This is a genomic window from Emticicia sp. SJ17W-69 (assembly GCF_051209875.1).
In the GTDB taxonomy this organism is placed as follows: Bacteria; Bacteroidota; Bacteroidia; order Cytophagales; family Spirosomataceae; genus Emticicia.
Genome location: NZ_JBNTQY010000001.1, coordinates 4,770,227 through 4,788,980, shown reverse-complemented (window position 1 = coordinate 4,788,980; position 18,754 = coordinate 4,770,227). Strand labels below are relative to the sequence as shown.

Sequence of the window (18,754 nt, the reverse complement as noted above, 5' to 3'; positions counted from 1 at the left end):
AATAGTTATTAATATATTGATTTTTATGGGTTAGGGTTTATTTTTAAACGCCACTGCACAAGATTGCGGTGGCGTTTTTTGTTAGTTGAAAATTCATTACTTCACTGAAATATATCTAAACAAAAATACATATAAAGAAAAAATGTGTATCATTGTGATTAGTTTAAAAAACAGTTGAGCTATATGCAAAAATCAAAATCAGTCAATTATTCCCGTACAACTATTACAGAGTTAATGATTCCTTCGTATGCCAATTTTGGTGGAAAGATTCACGGAGGCATTTTATTATCACTGATGGATAAAGTAGCCTATGCTTGTGCCTCAAAACATGCAGGAGCCTATGTTGTTACAGTGTCGGTCGATGGTGTAAATTTTTTACAACCTATTGAAGTAGGAGAGTTGCTTTCACTTCATGCGTCGGTAAATTATGTTGGGAGAAGTTCGATGGTAATTGGTATCAGGGTTGTATCAGAGAATGTAAAAACAGGTGAACAAAAGCATACGAATACTTCCTATTTTACGATGGTAGCCAAAGATGATAGTGGCAAACCTACCGAAGTTCCCATATTAATCTTAGAAAATAAAGATGATATTCGCCGTTTTCTTGAAGCTATCAAACGCAAACAATTAAAAGACGCCTACAAAGATGATTTCGACAATGAAAAGTCAAGTATGCACGTGAATGAAAATGTACATCTGCTTGATAATGAGCGAGTTATCTATTCAATTGAGGAATAGTATTGGAAAACGGATAAAGAATAATTGATATGATAAAAATAACTTTTACATTTTTGACTGTTTTACTATTAAATTTAAGTCTTTCAGCTCAAAATGCAGACATTGACCTATTAAAAAAAATCCATGTCAATCGGAATCAAAATCTTGATAAACCGTTCAATTTCATCAGTGAATCGGTGTACCCAATTAGTTTAGCTACTCCAATTGGATTACTCGGAGTAGGTTTAATCAAGCACGACAAAGTACTACAAAAAAAAGGACTTGTGACACTGGCTTCATTGACTATTTCGATGGGTACAACCTATGTTTTAAAAAAAATCATTGATCGTGAAAGACCTGCAATCAACTATTCTTTTATTCAACCTGTCATAATTGAAACCAACGGTTCATTTCCCTCTGGCCATACAACTGCGGCGTTTTCTACTGCAACATCCTTGACTTTGGCTTTTCCTAAATGGTATGTAGCAGTACCAGCTTATACTTGGGCAAGCACTGTTGCGTATTCTCGCTTACATCTGGGAGTACATTATCCAAGTGATGTTTTGGCAGGGGCTGTCATTGGAGCTGGTTCGGCATGGTTGAGTCATAAAGCTAATCGTTGGTTGCAAAAGAGGAGATAGATTTTGGGTAATAGGAGATAGGTTTTAAGAAATAGGTTTATTTGTTGATCATCTAATGACTTAAAAAAAGTCGAGCCACACAATTTGTGTAGCTCGACTTTTAATCATATTGAGGTGTGAAATTTAAAGCTATATTCCTAATTATTTAGGCAAAACAACAGTATCAATTACGTGGATAACACCATTACTTTGGTTTACATCGGCGATTGTTACTTTTGACATTCCACCTTTTTCATCTGTCAAAATAACATTTTTACCTTTCATCGAAACCTTCAATGTTCCGCCTTGAACAGTTGTCAAAGTTGCAGAACCATTACCTGCTTTAATCTTAGCAGCTAAGTCTTTTGCATTTAATTTTCCTGCTACTACGTGGTAAGTAAGAATAGTAGTCAAAGTCCCTTTGTTTTCTGGTTTTACTAAAGTTTCAACCGTTCCAGCAGGCAATTTTGCAAAAGCTGCGTTGGTTGGAGCAAAAACTGTAAATGGTCCAGCTCCCATAAGTGTTTCTACTAAGCCTGCTGCTTTTACTGCCGCTACTAAAGTGGTATGGTCTTTAGAATTTACTGCATTTTCAATGATGTTTTTTGAAGGATACATAGCTGCACCACCTACCATTACTGTGGTTTCCATTTGTGCAAAAGAGCTTACCGAGATAAGAGCTAAACCGAGAACTACTGCTAATTTTTTCATTGTTGATTTGTTGCGGAACGCCGCATCGTTTTGTTTAAAATTATTTGGTTTTTATTATTGCTGATTATGACTTAACAAACGGCACACAGTTAATCTTGGATTTATTTTTTTTAAATAAATTTTCAAATAACTGATAATCAGTGGTTTAAAACGAATAATTTTTATTTGATGAAGCGTAAGGGATTTTGACCAAATCCCCTTTTTTTAAGATATGCCTTTTTGAGAAGTGACTAAATTAGTAGCAATAGACAAGCTTAAAAGGCTTAGGATATATAAGCTATAACCCTAAAATATCTCTTGTATCTTCTCCCAATTCGGGAGCAACCCATGAAGGTTTGGCAGGAGTTTCCGAAAACTTAAGAGGGATACCAATGCTTTTATACTTGCCTACAAGCGGATGTTCTTCTTCCAAAATCATTTCTCTGGCTTGTAGCTGTGGATCGTTGTGTAGTTCGTCTAATTCATAAACAGCAGTAATTAAAATATCATTTTTAGTACCTAAATTTACCCAATAATCTCTTGTTTGCAAAGCGATTAGTTCTGAGATTTGATTTTTATATTCATTTGCCTTTTCTTCATTTTCAGGAATGATAAACATCATCCAATCTGGTTTTCCAACAAGTGTACAGAATTTCTGCCAAAATTTTGGCTCAAGTGTTCCTAAAGCAATAAATTTTTGATCGGAAGTTTGATAAACCCCATAGTTTGGTAAACCGCCCGACAATGCAAAATTACCCCGTGCATTTTGCCAAGATAAGAGTTGATTACTCGTATTTGGTTGGTAAATAGCTGTTAATAATGGCATCACAGCATCTGTCATTGCAACATCAACTTGCTGCCCTTTGCCTGTTTGAGAACGTGCATAGATAGCTGATAATGTGGCAATTACACACATATAAGAACCACCCGAAATATCGGCAAGCTGTACGCCTGTTACAATAGGTTCATCGGATTTACCTGTAACACCTAATACACCAGCCACGGAAGTATAGTTGATATCGTGTCCTGCTAAATGAGCATAAGGCCCCGTTTGACCATAACCTGTAATACTCACATATATGATTTTATCATTGATTTTTTTTGCATCTTCATAACCAATACCAAATTTATCCAAGAATTTTGGGCGAAATTGCTCGACGACTACATCAGCAGTTTTGATTAATTCCAAAAACTGCTTTCTCCCTTCGTCGCTTGTAAAATCAAGAGCAATACTTAGTTTAGAACGATTAAACGCCAAATAATTCATCGAAATGCCATTTTGATAGGGCGGAAAATTTCGCACGTAATCGGGTTGTTTGGGGTCTTCAATTTTTATGACCTCTGCACCCATATCGGCCATGAGCATCGTTCCGAGCGGGCCTGGTAGTAAACGTGTTAGGTCTAAGATTCGTATTCCTTGTAGTGGCCCTTGAGTAGGTTTTCGATTTGGCATTTTTTTGTTTTTGGACGAAATATAATTCCTTTGGCTGGAAAAACAAAAAAGCCTTTGAAAGTGTCAGCTATCAAAGGCTTTTTAATGGTAAAATGAACTTATTTATTTCATTTTCTTGATCACTTCTGTAATTTCTGCTTCGTCCATTTCGCCAACGCCACGCCAAACTTGTTGTCCTTTTTTGAGGATTACATACGTCGGAATCTCTTCTACTTTATAGACTAATGCAATATTGTCACTTTTTTCAGCATCTATTTTTAAGAGTTTAATCTCTTTGTTTTCATCGGCAATTTTATTCAAAATAGGTGCCATTTTTTTACATGGAGCACACCAATCCGCATAAAAATCTATCAAAACAAGGTCATTTGTTTTCAGAATTCGTTCAAGATTTTCCATCGTAAAAGCGGCAATTGGTTGCGTAGTGATATTATCTGAAACATAAGGTTTGCTTGAAGAAGTCCATTTTGCAAATCCTCCCGCCATATCATATACCTCATTAAAGCCCAAATCTCGTAAAAATACCGCCGCATCAGAGCTTCTCCTTCCCGAAAAACAATAGACAAATACAGGACGTGTTTTATCTAATTTTGTTTTTACTAAATCCTCAAAATTGTCATCATTAAAGTTCAGATTTGAAGCTCTTTTTAGATGCCCACGCAGGTATTCTTCGGTAGTTCGAACATCCACTAATTGAGCAACCCCTGCTTTTTCTTTCAGTTTAATATCAAAATCATTAATTGATAATAAAAATGCGTCTTTGTTTTGTGAAAAAACATTTGAAGTTAAAAATAAGAATAAAATGAAGAAGCCGTGTTTCATAGGGAAATTAAGAATGAAAAATGTAGAATTAAGAATTATTCTGTAATAATTTAAACTATTGATAATTAGTAATTTATGCTATAAATAACGCTATCATTAATATTAATTTATTTAAAATTTAGCAATTTTCAAGCCAAAATAAAAAGCCATCCATTTGGTTGATGGATGGCTTTCTAACGAATTTTATACTATATTTATTCTAAACGGAAGTATTGAAATACAAAACATTGCAATTTAGAAAATTGTCTTATGAATGGATAGCACGATTGGCTGTTGCTGCCAAAGCTGCCTCCTTCACCGCTTCAGTGTACGTTGGATGAGCATGTGAAATACGTGCAATGTCTTCTGCACTTGCTCTAAATTCCATCGCCACTACCGCTTCAGCAATCATATCAGCAGCTCTTGCTCCGATTATATGTACGCCCAATACTTCATCGGTTTCTTTATCAGCCAAAATTTTCACTAATCCATCAGTATCTCCACTGGCAGTAGCACGTCCAAGAGCTTTGAATGGGAATTGACCTGCTTTATAGGCAACACCTTTTGCTTTTAATTCTTCTTCTGTTGCTCCCACTGAAGCAACTTCGGGCCATGTATAAACAACACCAGGAATCAAGTTATAATTGATGTGTGGTTTTTGTCCCGCCATTACTTCAGCTACAAAAACACCTTCTTCTTCGGCTTTATGAGCAAGCATTGCACCACGAATTACATCTCCGATGGCATAAATACCTTTGACATTTGTTTCAAGTGTATGTTCATCAACAACAACTTTTCCTCTATCAGTTGCTACTCCAACGGCCTCTAAATTCAAACCATCAATATATGCACGGCGACCAATACAAACTAAACAATAGTCACCTTTGATTTCAACAGATTTACCATCAGCACCATCGGCAGTTACCGTTACTTCTTCACCCGAGTTTTCGATTTTCGTTACTTTGGTATTGAAAAAGAAATCTGCACCGAGTTTTTTAACTGATTTTTGCAATTCTTTGCCCATCGTTTTATCCATAGTTGGAATCATTGCATCGGCAAATTCTACGAATGTTACTTTTGCACCCAGACGTGCATAAACCGAACCTAATTCTGCACCAATGACACCGGCACCAATCACAATTAAATGTTTTGGAATTTCGGGCAAATTCAAAGCTTCTGTACTGGTAATAATTCGTTTTTTATCGTAATTCATGAAAGGTAAAATCGTTGGTTTTGAACCCGTTGCGATAATTACTTTTTCAGTGCTTATATTTTCAGTCGAACCATCATTTTTTGCAATTTTGATGGTGTTTTTATCTACAAATGAGCCAAGTCCATTATAAACCGTAATCTTATTTTTCTTCATCAAGAAATTGATACCTGTGTTCATTTTCTCAACTACACCATTTTTGCGACCAATCATGGTAGAAAGATTTGCTACTGGAGCAGGTATTTCGATGCCATGTCCAGCAAAATGATGAGCTGCATTGTAAAAATGCTCAGAAGAATCCAATAAAGCTTTTGATGGGATACAACCCACATTAAGGCAAGTGCCACCCAAAACGCTATATTTTTCGATAATGGCAACTTTTTTGCCTAATTGTGCCGAACGAATTGCCGCCACATATCCTCCTGGGCCTGAGCCGATAACTACTACGTTGTATTGCATATTTAAGAATTCAATAATTTTTTAAGATGCAGAATTGCTTTATTTTCTTGTGCTTCAAGGTGCTGTACTAATTTGCTGAATTGAGTTAAGCGAGAGGTAATTATTCGATGAATTTGATTCGCTTTTGTTGGAAATCCAAATTTTACTAAATCCTTTTCCGAACATATATTTACAATCCAGCCTTCTAATTCGGGGCAAACAATTAAAATTGTATGACCTCTTTTGTTATCTTTTAATATCCTAACTCCGTGTTGTTCTTCAATAAAAATAAGTTCTTTCAAAAACTTATGGCTAGCTTGTGGTTTGCCTGGTTCTTCGTCTATGAAACCGATTTTACCTTCCAATTTCTCTAAAGCTGCACAAACTCGACCATTTCCTGCATGATGTTTGATATTTTTCTTACTAATACCTAATGCCAATGCTAAAGTTTCATCTGGCAAACACTCCAAATGTATTTTCATACTTCAATGAATTGGTCTAAATTATAGAAAATATCAAAATCAAATAATTCTGGATATTCGTCTTCTCGTAGTTGGCGAAGTTTTGTTTCATGGTTTTCCATGTAAGTAATAAACACCGCCAAGTCTTCAATTTTTGTTTTTTGAGCAATCGACCCCAAGAAGTAAGGGTTATGTGTTGCTATAAAATACTGATTCCCTGATTCTTCATCTAAACCGATAGTTTCGGCTAAATATTGATTATAAAAAGGGAAAATATGAGATTCGGGTTCTTCAAAAATCAAAGCAGAGTTTTTATTAGAAAGCATTGCTGCTAAATAAAATATTACTCTTTGGAGGGTATCGGATAGACTATCAAAAGGATATGTATAAATTACATCATCAATTTCTTCTGAGACATTAACATTACTGCCTTTTGTTTCTAAATTTAGACGAAAGCCTTTATCTTTCAAAATAGCGGCAACTATTTCCCTTAATGCCTGATTTGTAAGTATTTGTATATAAAGATTATTGCCAAACGGAGGTAAAAGATAATCTAAAAACTCATCTTGATAGCTTGATAATACCTTAAATCTATAATATTTAAAATAATTTCTATTTTCTTTGAAAAATGATTCCTTCCAATTATTGTTTCCGAAGGAATCATATTCATTTATTATTCCTTTATCAGCTATTAAAGTCTGATTATCAGCCTTTACAACTATAGATTTATTAATATTATTTCTGTGAAAAAGATTGATAGTATCTTTAAATCTAACAAAATCTTCAAGTCTAATTTTTTGATTAACAAAGTCAAAATTGTGTGATAAGGAAAACAATGCTAACGCCTCCAAAACATTCGATTTTCCAGTATTAGGTTCTCCAATGAAAATATTAACTCTACGAGCCTCAAAATTAAGGTTCTTGATAGACTTAAAATTTTCAATGGAGATGTTTTTTATCATTTACTTCTTTAATTTAATTATTTAAACCCCCAACAACATTCTCGTAGGATCTTCTAAGAGTTGTTTTACTCTTACTAAGAAACTAACAGAGTCTTTGCCATCAATCGTACGGTGGTCATAGCTTAAAGCTACATACATTATCGGGCGAACAACGATTTCACCATTGACTACTACTGCACGCTCAACGATATTGTGCATTCCCAAGATAGCAGATTGTGGAGCATTAATAATTGGCGTAGAAAGCATCGAGCCGAAGATACCACCATTTGTGATGGTGAAAGTTCCGCCTGTCATTTCTTCAATTGTTAGCTTATTTTCTCTCGCTTTTCCTGCCAAACGAACTACTTCTGCTTCAATTTGAGCAAAATTCATTTTTTCTGCACTACGAATCACTGGTACAACCAACCCACGTGGAGCCGAAACGGCAATGGCAATGTCTGAGTAATCGTTATAAACAATTTCATCACCATCAATATAGGCATTTACTACCGGGAAGTCTTGTAAGGCAATTGCACAAGCTTTTGTAAAGAATGACATAAAGCCTAAACCTACACCATGCACTTCTTTGAACTTATCTTTATATTTTGCTCTCAAATCCATGATTGGCTTCATATCAACCTCGTTGAATGTTGTCAACATGGCTGTTTCTTGCTTAACCGCAACCAAACGTTTTGCAATAGTTTTACGCAAGGAAGTCATTTTCTCACGACGTGATGCTCTTCCTCCTTGTGTAGCTGGTGCAACAGCAGGAGTTACCACTGGTTTTGCTACTTGTGGAGCAGGAGTTGCTGCTGGTTTTTCAGCTTTTACTGCATCATCTTTCGTGATACGTCCGCCAATGCCTGTACCTTGAACGGATGCTGGGTCGATACCTTTTTCAGCTAAAACTTTAGCCGCTACTGGTGACGGATGACCTGCTGCGTAGCTTGCATCAGAAGCTGCTGGTGCTACACTTGCTGCTGGAGCAGGAGTTACTGCAGGTTGACTTACTGCTGCCGATGCTCCTACGGTGATTTTAGCTACAACACCACCAATTGGCACAACTTGTCCTGCTTGGGCAATGATAGTAAGCACACCATTTTCTGGTGAAGGCAATTCAAATGTTGCTTTATCCGATTCTAATTCACAAATGACTTCATCCATTTTCACGCTATCGCCCTCTTTTTTACTCCAAGCGGCAATTGTTACTTCTGAAATTGATTCTCCAACGGCTGGAACAACAACATCAATTACTTTTGAAGCTACGGCTGCAACAGGCTGACTTTCAGCTTTTGGAGCTTCAGCAACCGCAGGAGTTTCAACAACAGCCGTTGGCTGAGTGCTGGCTGCTGACTGCCCATTTTGGCTTTCAATTTTACATATCAATGCTCCTATCGGTAGTGTTGTACCTTCAGGGGCTACTATTCTTAGAATTCCGTCGGCTTCGGCGGGTAGTTCGAATGTAGCTTTATCTGACTCCAATTCGCAGATAACTTCATCCATTTTAACTAAATCACCGTCTTTTTTTGTCCATGAAGCGATGGTTACTTCGCTTACTGATTCGCCCACCGAAGGGACTTTCATTTCTATTGCCATGATGATTCTATTTTTCTACTGCTTTTTTCTTTGATTATATGTCTTAACGTGTACAAAGGCTAACTTAGTTCGTTCGGAAATTTACTAAACAATAAATTATCTTTTTGCAAAAGCTCTTTCAACAATATCAGCTTGTTCTTTGGCATGAATTTTTGTAAAACCTGTTGCTGGTGAGGCACTTGCCTTGCGAGCAACAATATTGCCTAAACCAATTTCAGGGAATTCACGCAATACAAATGTCCAACAGCCCATGTTTTCAGGTTCTTCTTGTACCCAAATAACTTCTGGTTTGCGGTACTTTGCTAATTCGGCCTCTACTTGTGTTTTTGGGAATGGATGTAGCTGTTCTACTCTTATAATGGCTACATCGGTGCGGTTTTCTTTTTGTTGTTTGTCGAGCAAGTCGTAATACACTTTTCCACTGCAAAGCAATACTCGTTTCACCTTTTTTGGGTCAGCATATTTATCACCAATAACTTCTTGGAAATGCGTACCTTCAGCAAAATCACTCATTGGTGAAACTGCCAAAGGATGTCGTAACATTGACTTAGGCGACATGTGGATACATGGTTTGCGGAAAGGCAATGCTAATTGACGACGCATCATGTGGAAAATATTGGCAGGTGTTGTACAGATACAAACATACATATTATACTCGGCAGCCAATTGTAGGAAACGCTCTGGACGAGCATTTGAATGCTCAGGTCCTTGACCTTCATAGCCATGAGGCAATAAAAGTACCAGACCATTCATGGTATTCCACTTCGATTCAGTTGCAGCAATGAATTGGTCAATCATTGTTTGGGCTCCATTCGAAAAATCTCCAAATTGTGCTTCCCAAATAACCAAAGCATCAGGATTTGCCATTGCGTAGCCATATTCAAAACCCATCACTCCGTACTCAGCGAGTAAAGAGTTATAAATTTCAAACTTGCCTTGTCCTTCGCCCAAGTGAGCTAAGTTATTATAATTTAAGTTAGTCTCTGAATCGTGTAGTACAGCGTGACGGTGCGTGAATGTACCACGTTGTACATCTTGACCTGTGAAGCGAACAAATTTTCCTTCATTGAGGATAGAACCATAAGCCAATAATTCTCCGACCGACCAGTTGAAAGGTTTGTCTTGAGCAAAAATTGCTTTTCTTTCTTCCAAAATCTTTTCGATTTGCTTGAGCGGTTTGAAATCGGCTGGTACAGTTGATAAAGCTTTTCCAACTTTTTCAATTACTTCTTTAGAAATACCAGTAGCTGGTGATTGTTCAAAATCCTCAGGAACTGAACGGCGTAATTTTGCCCAAGCTTCTTCTAATTTTGGTTTTTGATATGGTAACTGTTTTTGTTTTACTTTTGCTAATAAATCTTGCAATTCGCCCTCAAAACCTTTTTTCATTTCTTCGGCAAACTTCGTATCAGCCTCTCCACGAGTCATCAACTCTTGCAAATAAATTTCACGGGTATTAGCATGTTTATCAATGGTTTTGTACATCGTTGGCTGAGTCATACGTGGCTCGTCTGATTCATTATGTCCGTATTTACGGTAACAAACCATGTCAACAAATACATCACGGTTGAACTCTTGGCGGAATTCTGTCGCCAATTTCATGGCATAAACCACTGCTTCTGGGTCATCGCCATTGACGTGGAAAATAGGTGCATCAATAATCTTAGCAATATCTGAGCAATAGATTGATGAACGAGCATCGTCGAAGTCGGTTGTGAAACCAACTTGGTTGTTTATCACAAAATGTAAAGTTCCACCTGTATAATAAGCTGGTAGATTTGACATCTGAGTTACTTCATATACAATACCTTGTCCTGCAACGGCCGCATCACCATGAATCAAGATTGGTAATACTTTATCATAAATATCATCACGGTCATTTGGCTTAATCGAAGCTTTTTCAAAGTGAGCATCGGCTCTTGCACGAGCATAACCAACAACTACTGGATTTACCGCTTCTAAGTGAGAAGGGTTTGCCATTAATTTTAAACTTACACGCTTACCTTCTGGTGTTTCGACTTGACTTGAATACCCCATGTGGTATTTTACGTCACCATCGCTATAAGATTCTAATTCAACATTTTCTTCAAATTCATTAAAAACCTGCTCATAAGGTTTTTGCATGATATTGGTCAAAACGTTCAAACGTCCACGGTGAGCCATACCTATCACAACTTCTTCAACTCCTAACTCAGCTCCACGATTGATAGCAATATCAAGGGCAGGAATAGTTGATTCTCCACCTTCTAACGAGAAACGTTTTTTGCCTAAAAACTTTGTATGTATAAAGTTTTCAAAGTTTACGGCTTCATTTAATTTCTCGAAAATGCGTAATTTTTGTTCTCTTGAAGGGTCAAAATAAAGATATTCATTTTCGATTTTCTTGCGTAACCAGTTTTTGGCTTTTCTATCTCTAATGTAAAGATATTCAAAACCGATTTTCCCAAGATATACTTTTTTCAAAGCATCAACAATTTTACGAAGACTTGCTGCTTCACCAAAAAGCTCAATACCTGCTTCAAAAACGGTGTCTAAGTCTGATTCTGAAAGATTAAAGTCTTTTAAATCAAGCATTGGCTGACGGTCTTTTCTTCCACCCAAAGGATTGGTTTTTGAAAGTAAATGACCACGAGAACGATAGCCTCGAATCAAATGGACAACCTCCATTTCTTTTCGAGTATGTTCTGCACTAACAGAAGTTGTTTTTACTGCAGTTCCGTTGGTTTGACCATTGCCGTTGAAAGTTTGATTAAATTCAAAACCTTTGAAAAAATTTTGCCAACTTTCATCAACTGAGGCTGGATTTTGTTTGTATTCTTGATAAAGTGCGTCCAACGCTGCAACATCGGCGTTGGCTATGTATGAAAATTGGTCCATTGAACTATATATGAATGGTCGAAATGAGTATTTTATATAAATGTCTGCAAAGTTACAGTACGTATTCTATAAAGTAATGTTTTTTTTGTAAAAATCAAACAAAACGCCTCTCATTTCTGAGAGGCGTGGGTTTAATAAAACTTTAAGCGGTTTGTGCTTCGGCTATCTTGTCGGCCTTCATAACGAAAATAGAGCTGTAAAATACCATTTTGTTTGAAATTTCCTTGCGATGCTGTTGTTTGATAAGTAGCTGGTTTAGGATCATAAGAAAGGCCTAAACGAATGGCTTCCGACACTTGTAATTCTGCCATCGGTACAATTTTACCTGTCCGCACATTACTTACTTCTTGCGAACGGTAAGAAATACCTAAACCAAATTTTTGATTGAACCATGCTTTTGCATTCAAATAAAAATTATTACCTATGCTTTTGTTGGTTTCTATCAAGGCACTAAGGTTTAACATAGTTCTTTCATAATCTCCAAATGAAGCACCCAATTGGGTATAAAATGGTTTCTTGGTATTATATAGCCCTTCACTATTAATGAAAAGTACTGGTTTCGACAAGCCTAAAAAGAATCTGTCAGCTGTGAGGAGTCCACCCAAGCCTGCATAAGGATACATTTGCTTCAGACCTAAACCTGTAATAATGGTTGGTTGGTAAATAAAACCAGCATCGGCTCCAACTCCTAAGGTAAATAATTCGCCAAACTTTTTGCGATAAGCATAAGCCATTTTTACGCCTGAATTATTGAAGCCTATAATATTACTATTGTAAGCTTGTAATGCAAGTCCACCTCGTCCTTGTTGGATGGCTCCATCAGTGGAAAAAAGCTGATAAATTTGCTGTGGTCGGATTGAACCATTAAACTGATTTCCGAGCATTGCATTTAAGCTAAATGTCTCTCTTGCACCAGCCATTGCAGGATTTAATGCTAAAAAGTTGAAATGGAATTGGTCTTCCAAAATCGTTTGTGCTTGTGCGATTTGGGAAAGTATTAATAATAATACTAATATGTGTTTTTTCATGTTGAGTGTTTTCGTTTGAAACAACAAAAATATGACCAATTTTATATCTTTACATTAGAATCTGATTAAAATAGCTTACTTCACTTCATTGATTTCTATCACTACGCTTGTTCTTCTATTTGATACACTTGGATTGAAGCCAATTGTCATTAAATATTCTCCAGAATAAATAATATTTTCTTTGATTGTTGAACTTGTACCTGGATATAGATTAATTTCTTTGACTTTATATTTTTTATTGGCATCTAAACCTTTCAATTTAATATTTGAAAGCAAAGAATTAAGGTCGTAACGATTTTCAGTCAAATAATTAAACATCACCGATTGGTCTTTTTTATCATTGACAAATTGCACAGATGCCATTTGATTTTCAAAAGGATTTACCAAACGATACATATCTCCGTGCCAAATCGTTTCCTTTAAATTTTTGTAGTTTTTTAGTACATTTTGACTAAAAAGTAACTCTTTTTCATCTAATTTGCTCACTACAATATCATAGCCCATTTTGCCCATCATGGCCACATCGGTGCGGTATTTGATGCCAACGTTGCTCCAATCGGTGATATGATTGCATTGTGCAATGGCTGGGTAATAATAAGAATATTCCCACTGCATAAAAACTCTTTCGAGTGGGTCAGTATTGTCTGAAACCCAAAACTCAGTAAAATATTTCAAGGCTTCATAGTCCACACGTCCACCACCGCCCGAGCAGAGCATCATCGGTACTTTGGGATATTTGGCACGGATTCTTTCTAAAACTTTGTAAAGTCCTTTTACATAATCAACATACAATTGTGTTTGAGGCTTTTTAGTGCGTTCTAAATACATCGAATGAGCGTTATAAGTCACGGCATTACAGTCCCATTTGATAAATGCCAGTTCAGGATTTTTAGTAAACAAATCATCTAAAATACCAAAAACAAAGTCTTGGACTTCAGGATTTGCCAAGTCTAAAGGTAGTTGATTCCTAAAATATGTTTCAGGACGATTTGGCTCACGAATAACCCAATCCAAATGCTTTTCATACAATTCAGACTTTGGATTGACCATTTCTGGTTCTACCCAAATACCAAATTTTACGCCTGCTTTAGTAGCTTCTTTTACCAAATAGCCTATGCCATTGGGTAGTTTTTTCTTGTTTTCTTGCCAATCTCCTAAGCCCGCCACATCGCCGTTGCGAGGGTATTTATTAGCAAACCAACCATCATCCAACAAAAACATATCAACTCCCAATTCTTTTGCTCCTTTGAAAAGACTCGTCAGTTTTGTTTCATCAAAGTCAAAATAGGTGGCTTCCCAGTTATTCAAAAGTGTCAATCGAGAACCTTCTCCATCTAATAAACGGTATTTTCTTGCCCAATTGTGCATATTTTTGCTGGCTTCACCTTTACCGTTTTCTGAATAAGTTTGAATAAACGAAGGTGTTTTAAATTCTTCATTCGCTGCTAAAGTATATTCTGAAGCAAAAGGATTGATACCTGCAATCAAGCGAAGATTTTGGTAAGAATCTTTTTCAAAATCTATCTTAAAATTACCCGACCAAGCCAAAGTACCTAATAAAACTTTTCCATCATCTTCATTCGCTTGGCGGTCAAATGAAAGCATAAAAGTAGGTGGTTGAAATAAATTAGCTCTTGTGCCAAGTTTCGAGTCCAGTGTTTTGATTCCCGCTGTAAGTTTGGTGTCTTCGGGTTTCATTTCTTTTGCCCAACCGCCATGATAATGGTGCAGATAAAAATCTTTCGCTACAAAATAAAGGTTGGCAGAAGCATATTTTTTCAAAATCAGATTGCCTTTTTCTTGATTCTTGATTACGCTCCATTGCTCCATTACATTTTCTTTGGCATAAGTTTTGAAAAATAAAGTTACTTCTACTGGATAAATAGGGTCTTTTAATAAAATACTTGTTTGGCTGACATTTTCATCAATTTTCTGTGTTTGATGACTGACATATTTTAATTCTGACGAAGTATTTCCGTCAGTATGTAATACTTCAAAAGCTGGTTCTACCAAACTCCACGAACCACTGGGTGTATAAATAGAGTTGTAAATTCCTGCATTATTATCATTATATTTCAGTGATTGTCCGATGGTCACATATTCAGAAGATTGGCTCAATTTTTTGCCAAAATGGATAATTCCCAAACGATTATCTTTATCGGTTTGTAGCACTAAAGCATTTTGGCTCGTTTCTATTGGAATCGTTATTGTTTGTGCTTTTAGCTCAAATATTCCCATTAATAGCACGAGCAAAGGTATTTTTCTCATTTTTTTAGTATAGTTAAAAACGATTTTAGGGTTGAGCAGCAAAGATACTTAAAATATGATTGAGTAAATAATTAGCTTTTAATAGTAACATCATCCACAAACCACCGTTTTTATATTAAAACTCCATATTTTTGCTCAAATTTTTAATGATGTATGATGAAAAAAACGTTCGTTTTACTGTGCTTGTCTTTCAGCTTTTTGCAAAGTTTTGGACAGTTTAGAAAATTAATCATGAGACCCCAACATGGGCAAATAATTGGGCAATGGCAAATAAATAAGCAGCCACTCAGGGTTTGGGTTGATGGCAATAGAATGTTTGTGATTCAAGGAGAAATGGACAGCTTTGTGGTAAGAGGAGCCAATATGCTCACAAGAAAAGATGTAGTAAGTGATTATAAAAATTATGCACAACATTTTACTGAAATCACCGAAAATAATGGCTTAGAAATGCCCAAAAGCTTTGTTGTTCCAAGATTTTGCGTGATGAAAACTACCGCAGACGGCACTTCAGTGATACTTTGTGGTAATAAAGCGAAAGAAACACCACCTGTTGTCGAAAGCACTCCGCTTGGAAAAAAATCGACTTTACCTACTACTGTGCCAAGTAATGAAAGTCAATCGGGTGTTTTATCCTCTTCAATCAGGCGTGGCAAAGGTATAGATTTAAAATCTTATGGATACCCTAAAATGACCGATGGTTATAGTTTTCTAAGAGCTGATGGCTCAGTAAAAGAAGTAGTTTCAAAATTGAGAATTAATAATGGTAAACTAACTGACGAACAATGGAATCGCTCTTTTTATAATGATAATAATTATGAAAAGGGCTATTATATAGGACTTGGTTCAAAGTCAAATACAACAGCATTACAGAATTTAGACATAGCAGCGATGGAAGGTTTCGACCTTAGTGTAGTTGAGGTTTATACCGAAAAAGGTAAATATTGGAATGGTAAAACTTGGATACAACACTATATTACTGTTCCTGGTAAAAGAATGGTTACTGATACTATCAATAAATCGGTCTATTTCTGGAATCCTGGGCAACAAGTAAGTGAAAGCATTTTACCTGATTTTTATGATTCTTTCCCTGAATTTTCGCTCCCGAAAGGCAAAATTGTTAAGTTTTCTTATGCCTCAGGCACTGATATTGATGGCGAAAAAGCAACCAAACGAGGTGTAAGTTTTGTGCATAATGCGAAAAATCCAAGAAAACGAGCATTGATGGACTATGATGGTTGGTTACTCAATGCTGGTTGTCCGAGAGCATATACGGTTACTCAAGATGTGGTGAATAGATGGCTTGATGGTGTTGATGCCAAAGTATTGAGGAATAATTTTTCGCATGTTGTGGGGCCAAATATAAAAACTGGTTATTTAAGTTTAAATTTTGAACCAATAGGTGTTTGGAATGGCAGTAAAAGTATAAGTAAAATTGGTTTTGCTCTTCAAGAATTAAAAAGCCAAAAAGCAGAAGGTGAGTTTGCCATTTGGAACTTAAATCCAAAAGGATTTAGTCGGGCAATGTTTGAAGGAGATAGAAATGCACAAGGCATGACTCAAGTATTAAAATGGCAAGGCAGTGGCTTTGAGGCATACAATCGGGCATTTCCGACAATGGGAACTTCCAATGTTTGGGGTTTTGTGCGAGATGCCGTGACGGTTTCGCAAGTGGGCGGATATTGCAACGATTTACGGAATGTTGGTACTATTTATCATCTCATGACTGAAGGCTTGGTTGCTAAAAAAATTGAACCATCAAAAAAAGTCTTAGCAAATATTTGGCACGAAGTAGAAATAATGGGTTGGGATTTGGGCGAGCAGAACCATCGAACTTCCAATGGCGAGGTATTTAGAGTACAGGTAAAACCAATCGTTCCGCCAGATTTAATGCAAAGTTGGGGCGTTTGGAGTATGTGGTTGGATGGTTTGGATATGTGGAGCGATCCCAACACAAAAGTAAATAACCCCGATTTATGGGGAAGTAAAGCAAAAGACCTCGAAGGCGATAAATACAAAGAAAATCGCTTTGGAGAACAACTGTCAAGCTATCCGTTTCAATCGCAGAAAAACATTGACTGGCTCATGGCAGGTGTGTGGGCAATGAGCATGAACAATGATATTCTTGAAGCCAATACACCTATCGAATACCCAGATGTAATTTTACCCGACGGCAGAACAGTTACAGGCGATAACAAACTTCCTACCGAAGCCTATATTAAAGGTTTTCCTTTAGTACTGAAAAAGCGTGATGATAATAGCAAAGATATTCTTTACACCGCCTATTGGGGACATAATCCTGCTAATAAAGTAGTAAAAATTATGGTTGATGGTAATGAGATTATTATCAAAGGGCAATATACGAGCGTAGTGAGAGTGAAGATGTGAAGGGAAAAAGTTTTGGAAAGCGAGACTTTCTGAGGTCGCCTTCCAAAACATGCAAAATGATAATTTAGTAAGCATCTTCATTTTGCATTTTGTCGAAATCATCTTGATTATAAGCTTTTTCTTGTATAAATCCCGCTTTCGATTAGAGAAATAGTGCTTACGAAAAAGAGAACTTTTTGATGCTCTCGATTAATTGTTTTTTGGTAACTCGTAGATACCAATACTTTTTTCATTGATACTTCCTAAATATAATTTATTCTGAAAAGGGACAACATTTGTTATACCTGAATATCCTCCTGTTGGATCTTGTAAGTTGTGAATCAACTTTCCTGATGAATCAAAACCAAGTATGAATCCATAAGGATGTTTTTTTTGCTCAGGCTGAGGGATGCGTAAAATTAATTTTCGTAAAAATGGATACGGCAAAACTTTATCTAATAACTCAATTCGGAGCGTAGGGATACTTACCCAAATTATTCCATCAGGTCCAATATTAACTCCGTCAGGAAATCCTGGTAAATTGTCGGCAAAAACCTCGGTTTTTCCTTTATTTTCACCAGAAAGGAAATGTTTTAGTACTTGATACTTATTCATGTTATTAACCAAAACATAAGAGCCATCTGCCGATACCGCTACACCGTTGGCAAAGTACAAGCTATCCATCAAAAGTTCAGTTTTACCTGTTTTTAAGTAGTAACGAAACATATTTCCATTTGGACGATGTTCAATAATGTCTAAGACGAAGGTTTTATCTGGAAACTTGCGAGAAGCTTCTGTGAAAATAATACTACTATCGGGTGCAAAAGTCAAATCATCTACAAAAAGCATTTTTTGATTATTGTAAGCATTTGACAAAACTTTCATTTCACCTTTGGTAGATACCCAAAGTAAGCCTTTTGTATCATCGGCTACATAAATATTACCTTGATTATCGGTTATCATTCCTAAAGGTCTGCCTCCAGTATTGACTATTGTATTAAACTCTTTAAAATCAGGGCTAAATGCTAAAATACGCCCATCAGAAGCACTTGCGTAAACATTTCCTGAGCTATCAATTGCTAAATCTTCGCATTGAGGACATTGCCCATCAGCCATTTTCTGAATTTTACTTAATTCATTATTGGGAGAATAAATACCAGTAAAACCTATATTTACTCCTGGAGTCCAAGCTTCGGGATCTATCGGAACAGGGTAAAGGGTCAAGTAAGCAATAGCAACTACTAACAGTATGAGAAGTAATTGTTTAATTCTTTTTTTCATGTTGAGTAAAGG

At 36.3% G+C, this 18,754-nt stretch carries 14 protein-coding genes; 3 read left to right on the top strand and 11 right to left on the bottom strand.

The features are described from left to right. The first annotated feature begins 183 nt into the window (after window positions 1-183). Both ACQUQZ_RS19620 and ACQUQZ_RS19615 read left to right on the top strand, forming a co-directional pair. Window positions 184-738, top strand: a complete 555-nt coding sequence (locus ACQUQZ_RS19620; RefSeq protein WP_435356785.1) for an acyl-CoA thioesterase — start codon at window positions 184-186, stop codon at window positions 736-738. 29 nt (window positions 739-767) lie between these two features. Further along, entirely contained in the window at window positions 768-1,358 is a 591-nt protein-coding gene (locus ACQUQZ_RS19615; RefSeq protein WP_435356784.1) for a phosphatase PAP2 family protein, read from the top strand. Window positions 1,359-1,499: 141 nt separating this feature from the next. Here the strand turns inward: ACQUQZ_RS19615 and ACQUQZ_RS19610 are convergent, their stop codons facing one another. The 10 genes from ACQUQZ_RS19610 to ACQUQZ_RS19565 all read right to left on the bottom strand — a co-directional run bounded on the left by ACQUQZ_RS19610 (window position 1,500) and on the right by ACQUQZ_RS19565 (window position 15,097). Further along, window positions 1,500-2,048 (bottom strand): fasciclin domain-containing protein, encoded by a 549-nt coding sequence (locus tag ACQUQZ_RS19610; protein ID WP_435356783.1) that lies wholly within the window; start codon window positions 2,046-2,048, stop codon window positions 1,500-1,502. A gap of 277 nt (window positions 2,049-2,325) precedes the next feature. Further along, the gene (locus ACQUQZ_RS19605) at window positions 2,326-3,480 is read right to left on the bottom strand and encodes a CaiB/BaiF CoA transferase family protein (RefSeq protein WP_435356782.1); all 1,155 of its coding nucleotides are present in this window, start codon (window positions 3,478-3,480) and stop codon (window positions 2,326-2,328) included. Window positions 3,481-3,582: 102 nt separating this feature from the next. Further along, entirely contained in the window at window positions 3,583-4,299 is a 717-nt protein-coding gene (locus tag ACQUQZ_RS19600) for a thioredoxin domain-containing protein (protein ID WP_435356781.1), read from the bottom strand. Between the two features lie 247 nt (window positions 4,300-4,546). Continuing rightward, window positions 4,547-5,947: a dihydrolipoyl dehydrogenase gene (lpdA, locus tag ACQUQZ_RS19595; protein ID WP_435356780.1), complete on the bottom strand. Its 1,401-nt coding sequence runs from the start codon at window positions 5,945-5,947 to the stop codon at window positions 4,547-4,549. A 2-nt stretch (window positions 5,948-5,949) separates the two neighbouring features. Continuing rightward, window positions 5,950-6,408 carry a hypothetical protein gene (locus tag ACQUQZ_RS19590; RefSeq protein WP_435356779.1) on the bottom strand — a complete coding sequence of 153 codons (459 nt, stop codon included), beginning with the start codon at window positions 6,406-6,408 and terminating at the stop codon, window positions 5,950-5,952. Then, window positions 6,405-7,349, bottom strand: coding sequence for an AAA family ATPase (locus ACQUQZ_RS19585; RefSeq protein ID WP_435356778.1), 945 nt, complete (start codon window positions 7,347-7,349; stop codon window positions 6,405-6,407). Before ACQUQZ_RS19585 ends, ACQUQZ_RS19590 begins: the two co-directional genes overlap by 4 nt. Window positions 7,350-7,370: 21 nt before the next feature. After that, on the bottom strand, window positions 7,371-8,924 hold the full coding sequence (odhB, locus tag ACQUQZ_RS19580) for a 2-oxoglutarate dehydrogenase complex dihydrolipoyllysine-residue succinyltransferase (protein WP_435356777.1): 1,554 nt from the start codon (window positions 8,922-8,924) through the stop codon (window positions 7,371-7,373). A 96-nt stretch (window positions 8,925-9,020) separates the two neighbouring features. Beyond that, a complete protein-coding gene (locus ACQUQZ_RS19575) occupies window positions 9,021-11,801 on the bottom strand; it encodes a 2-oxoglutarate dehydrogenase E1 component (RefSeq protein ID WP_435356776.1) in 2,781 nt (926 codons plus the stop codon). Between the two features lie 131 nt (window positions 11,802-11,932). Beyond that, entirely contained in the window at window positions 11,933-12,829 is an 897-nt protein-coding gene (locus ACQUQZ_RS19570) for a PorP/SprF family type IX secretion system membrane protein (RefSeq protein WP_435356775.1), read from the bottom strand. 75 nt (window positions 12,830-12,904) lie between these two features. Further along, window positions 12,905-15,097, bottom strand: coding sequence for an alpha-galactosidase (locus tag ACQUQZ_RS19565; protein WP_435356774.1), 2,193 nt, complete (start codon window positions 15,095-15,097; stop codon window positions 12,905-12,907). Window positions 15,098-15,328: 231 nt separating this feature from the next. Between ACQUQZ_RS19565 and ACQUQZ_RS19560 the strand changes: the two genes are divergently transcribed. Then, window positions 15,329-17,482: a hypothetical protein gene (locus ACQUQZ_RS19560; protein WP_435356773.1), complete on the top strand. Its 2,154-nt coding sequence runs from the start codon at window positions 15,329-15,331 to the stop codon at window positions 17,480-17,482. Window positions 17,483-17,671: 189 nt separating this feature from the next. Here the strand turns inward: ACQUQZ_RS19560 and ACQUQZ_RS19555 are convergent, their stop codons facing one another. Continuing rightward, a complete protein-coding gene (locus ACQUQZ_RS19555; protein ID WP_435356772.1) occupies window positions 17,672-18,742 on the bottom strand; it encodes an SMP-30/gluconolactonase/LRE family protein in 1,071 nt (356 codons plus the stop codon). Window positions 18,743-18,754: the final 12 nt, after the last annotated feature.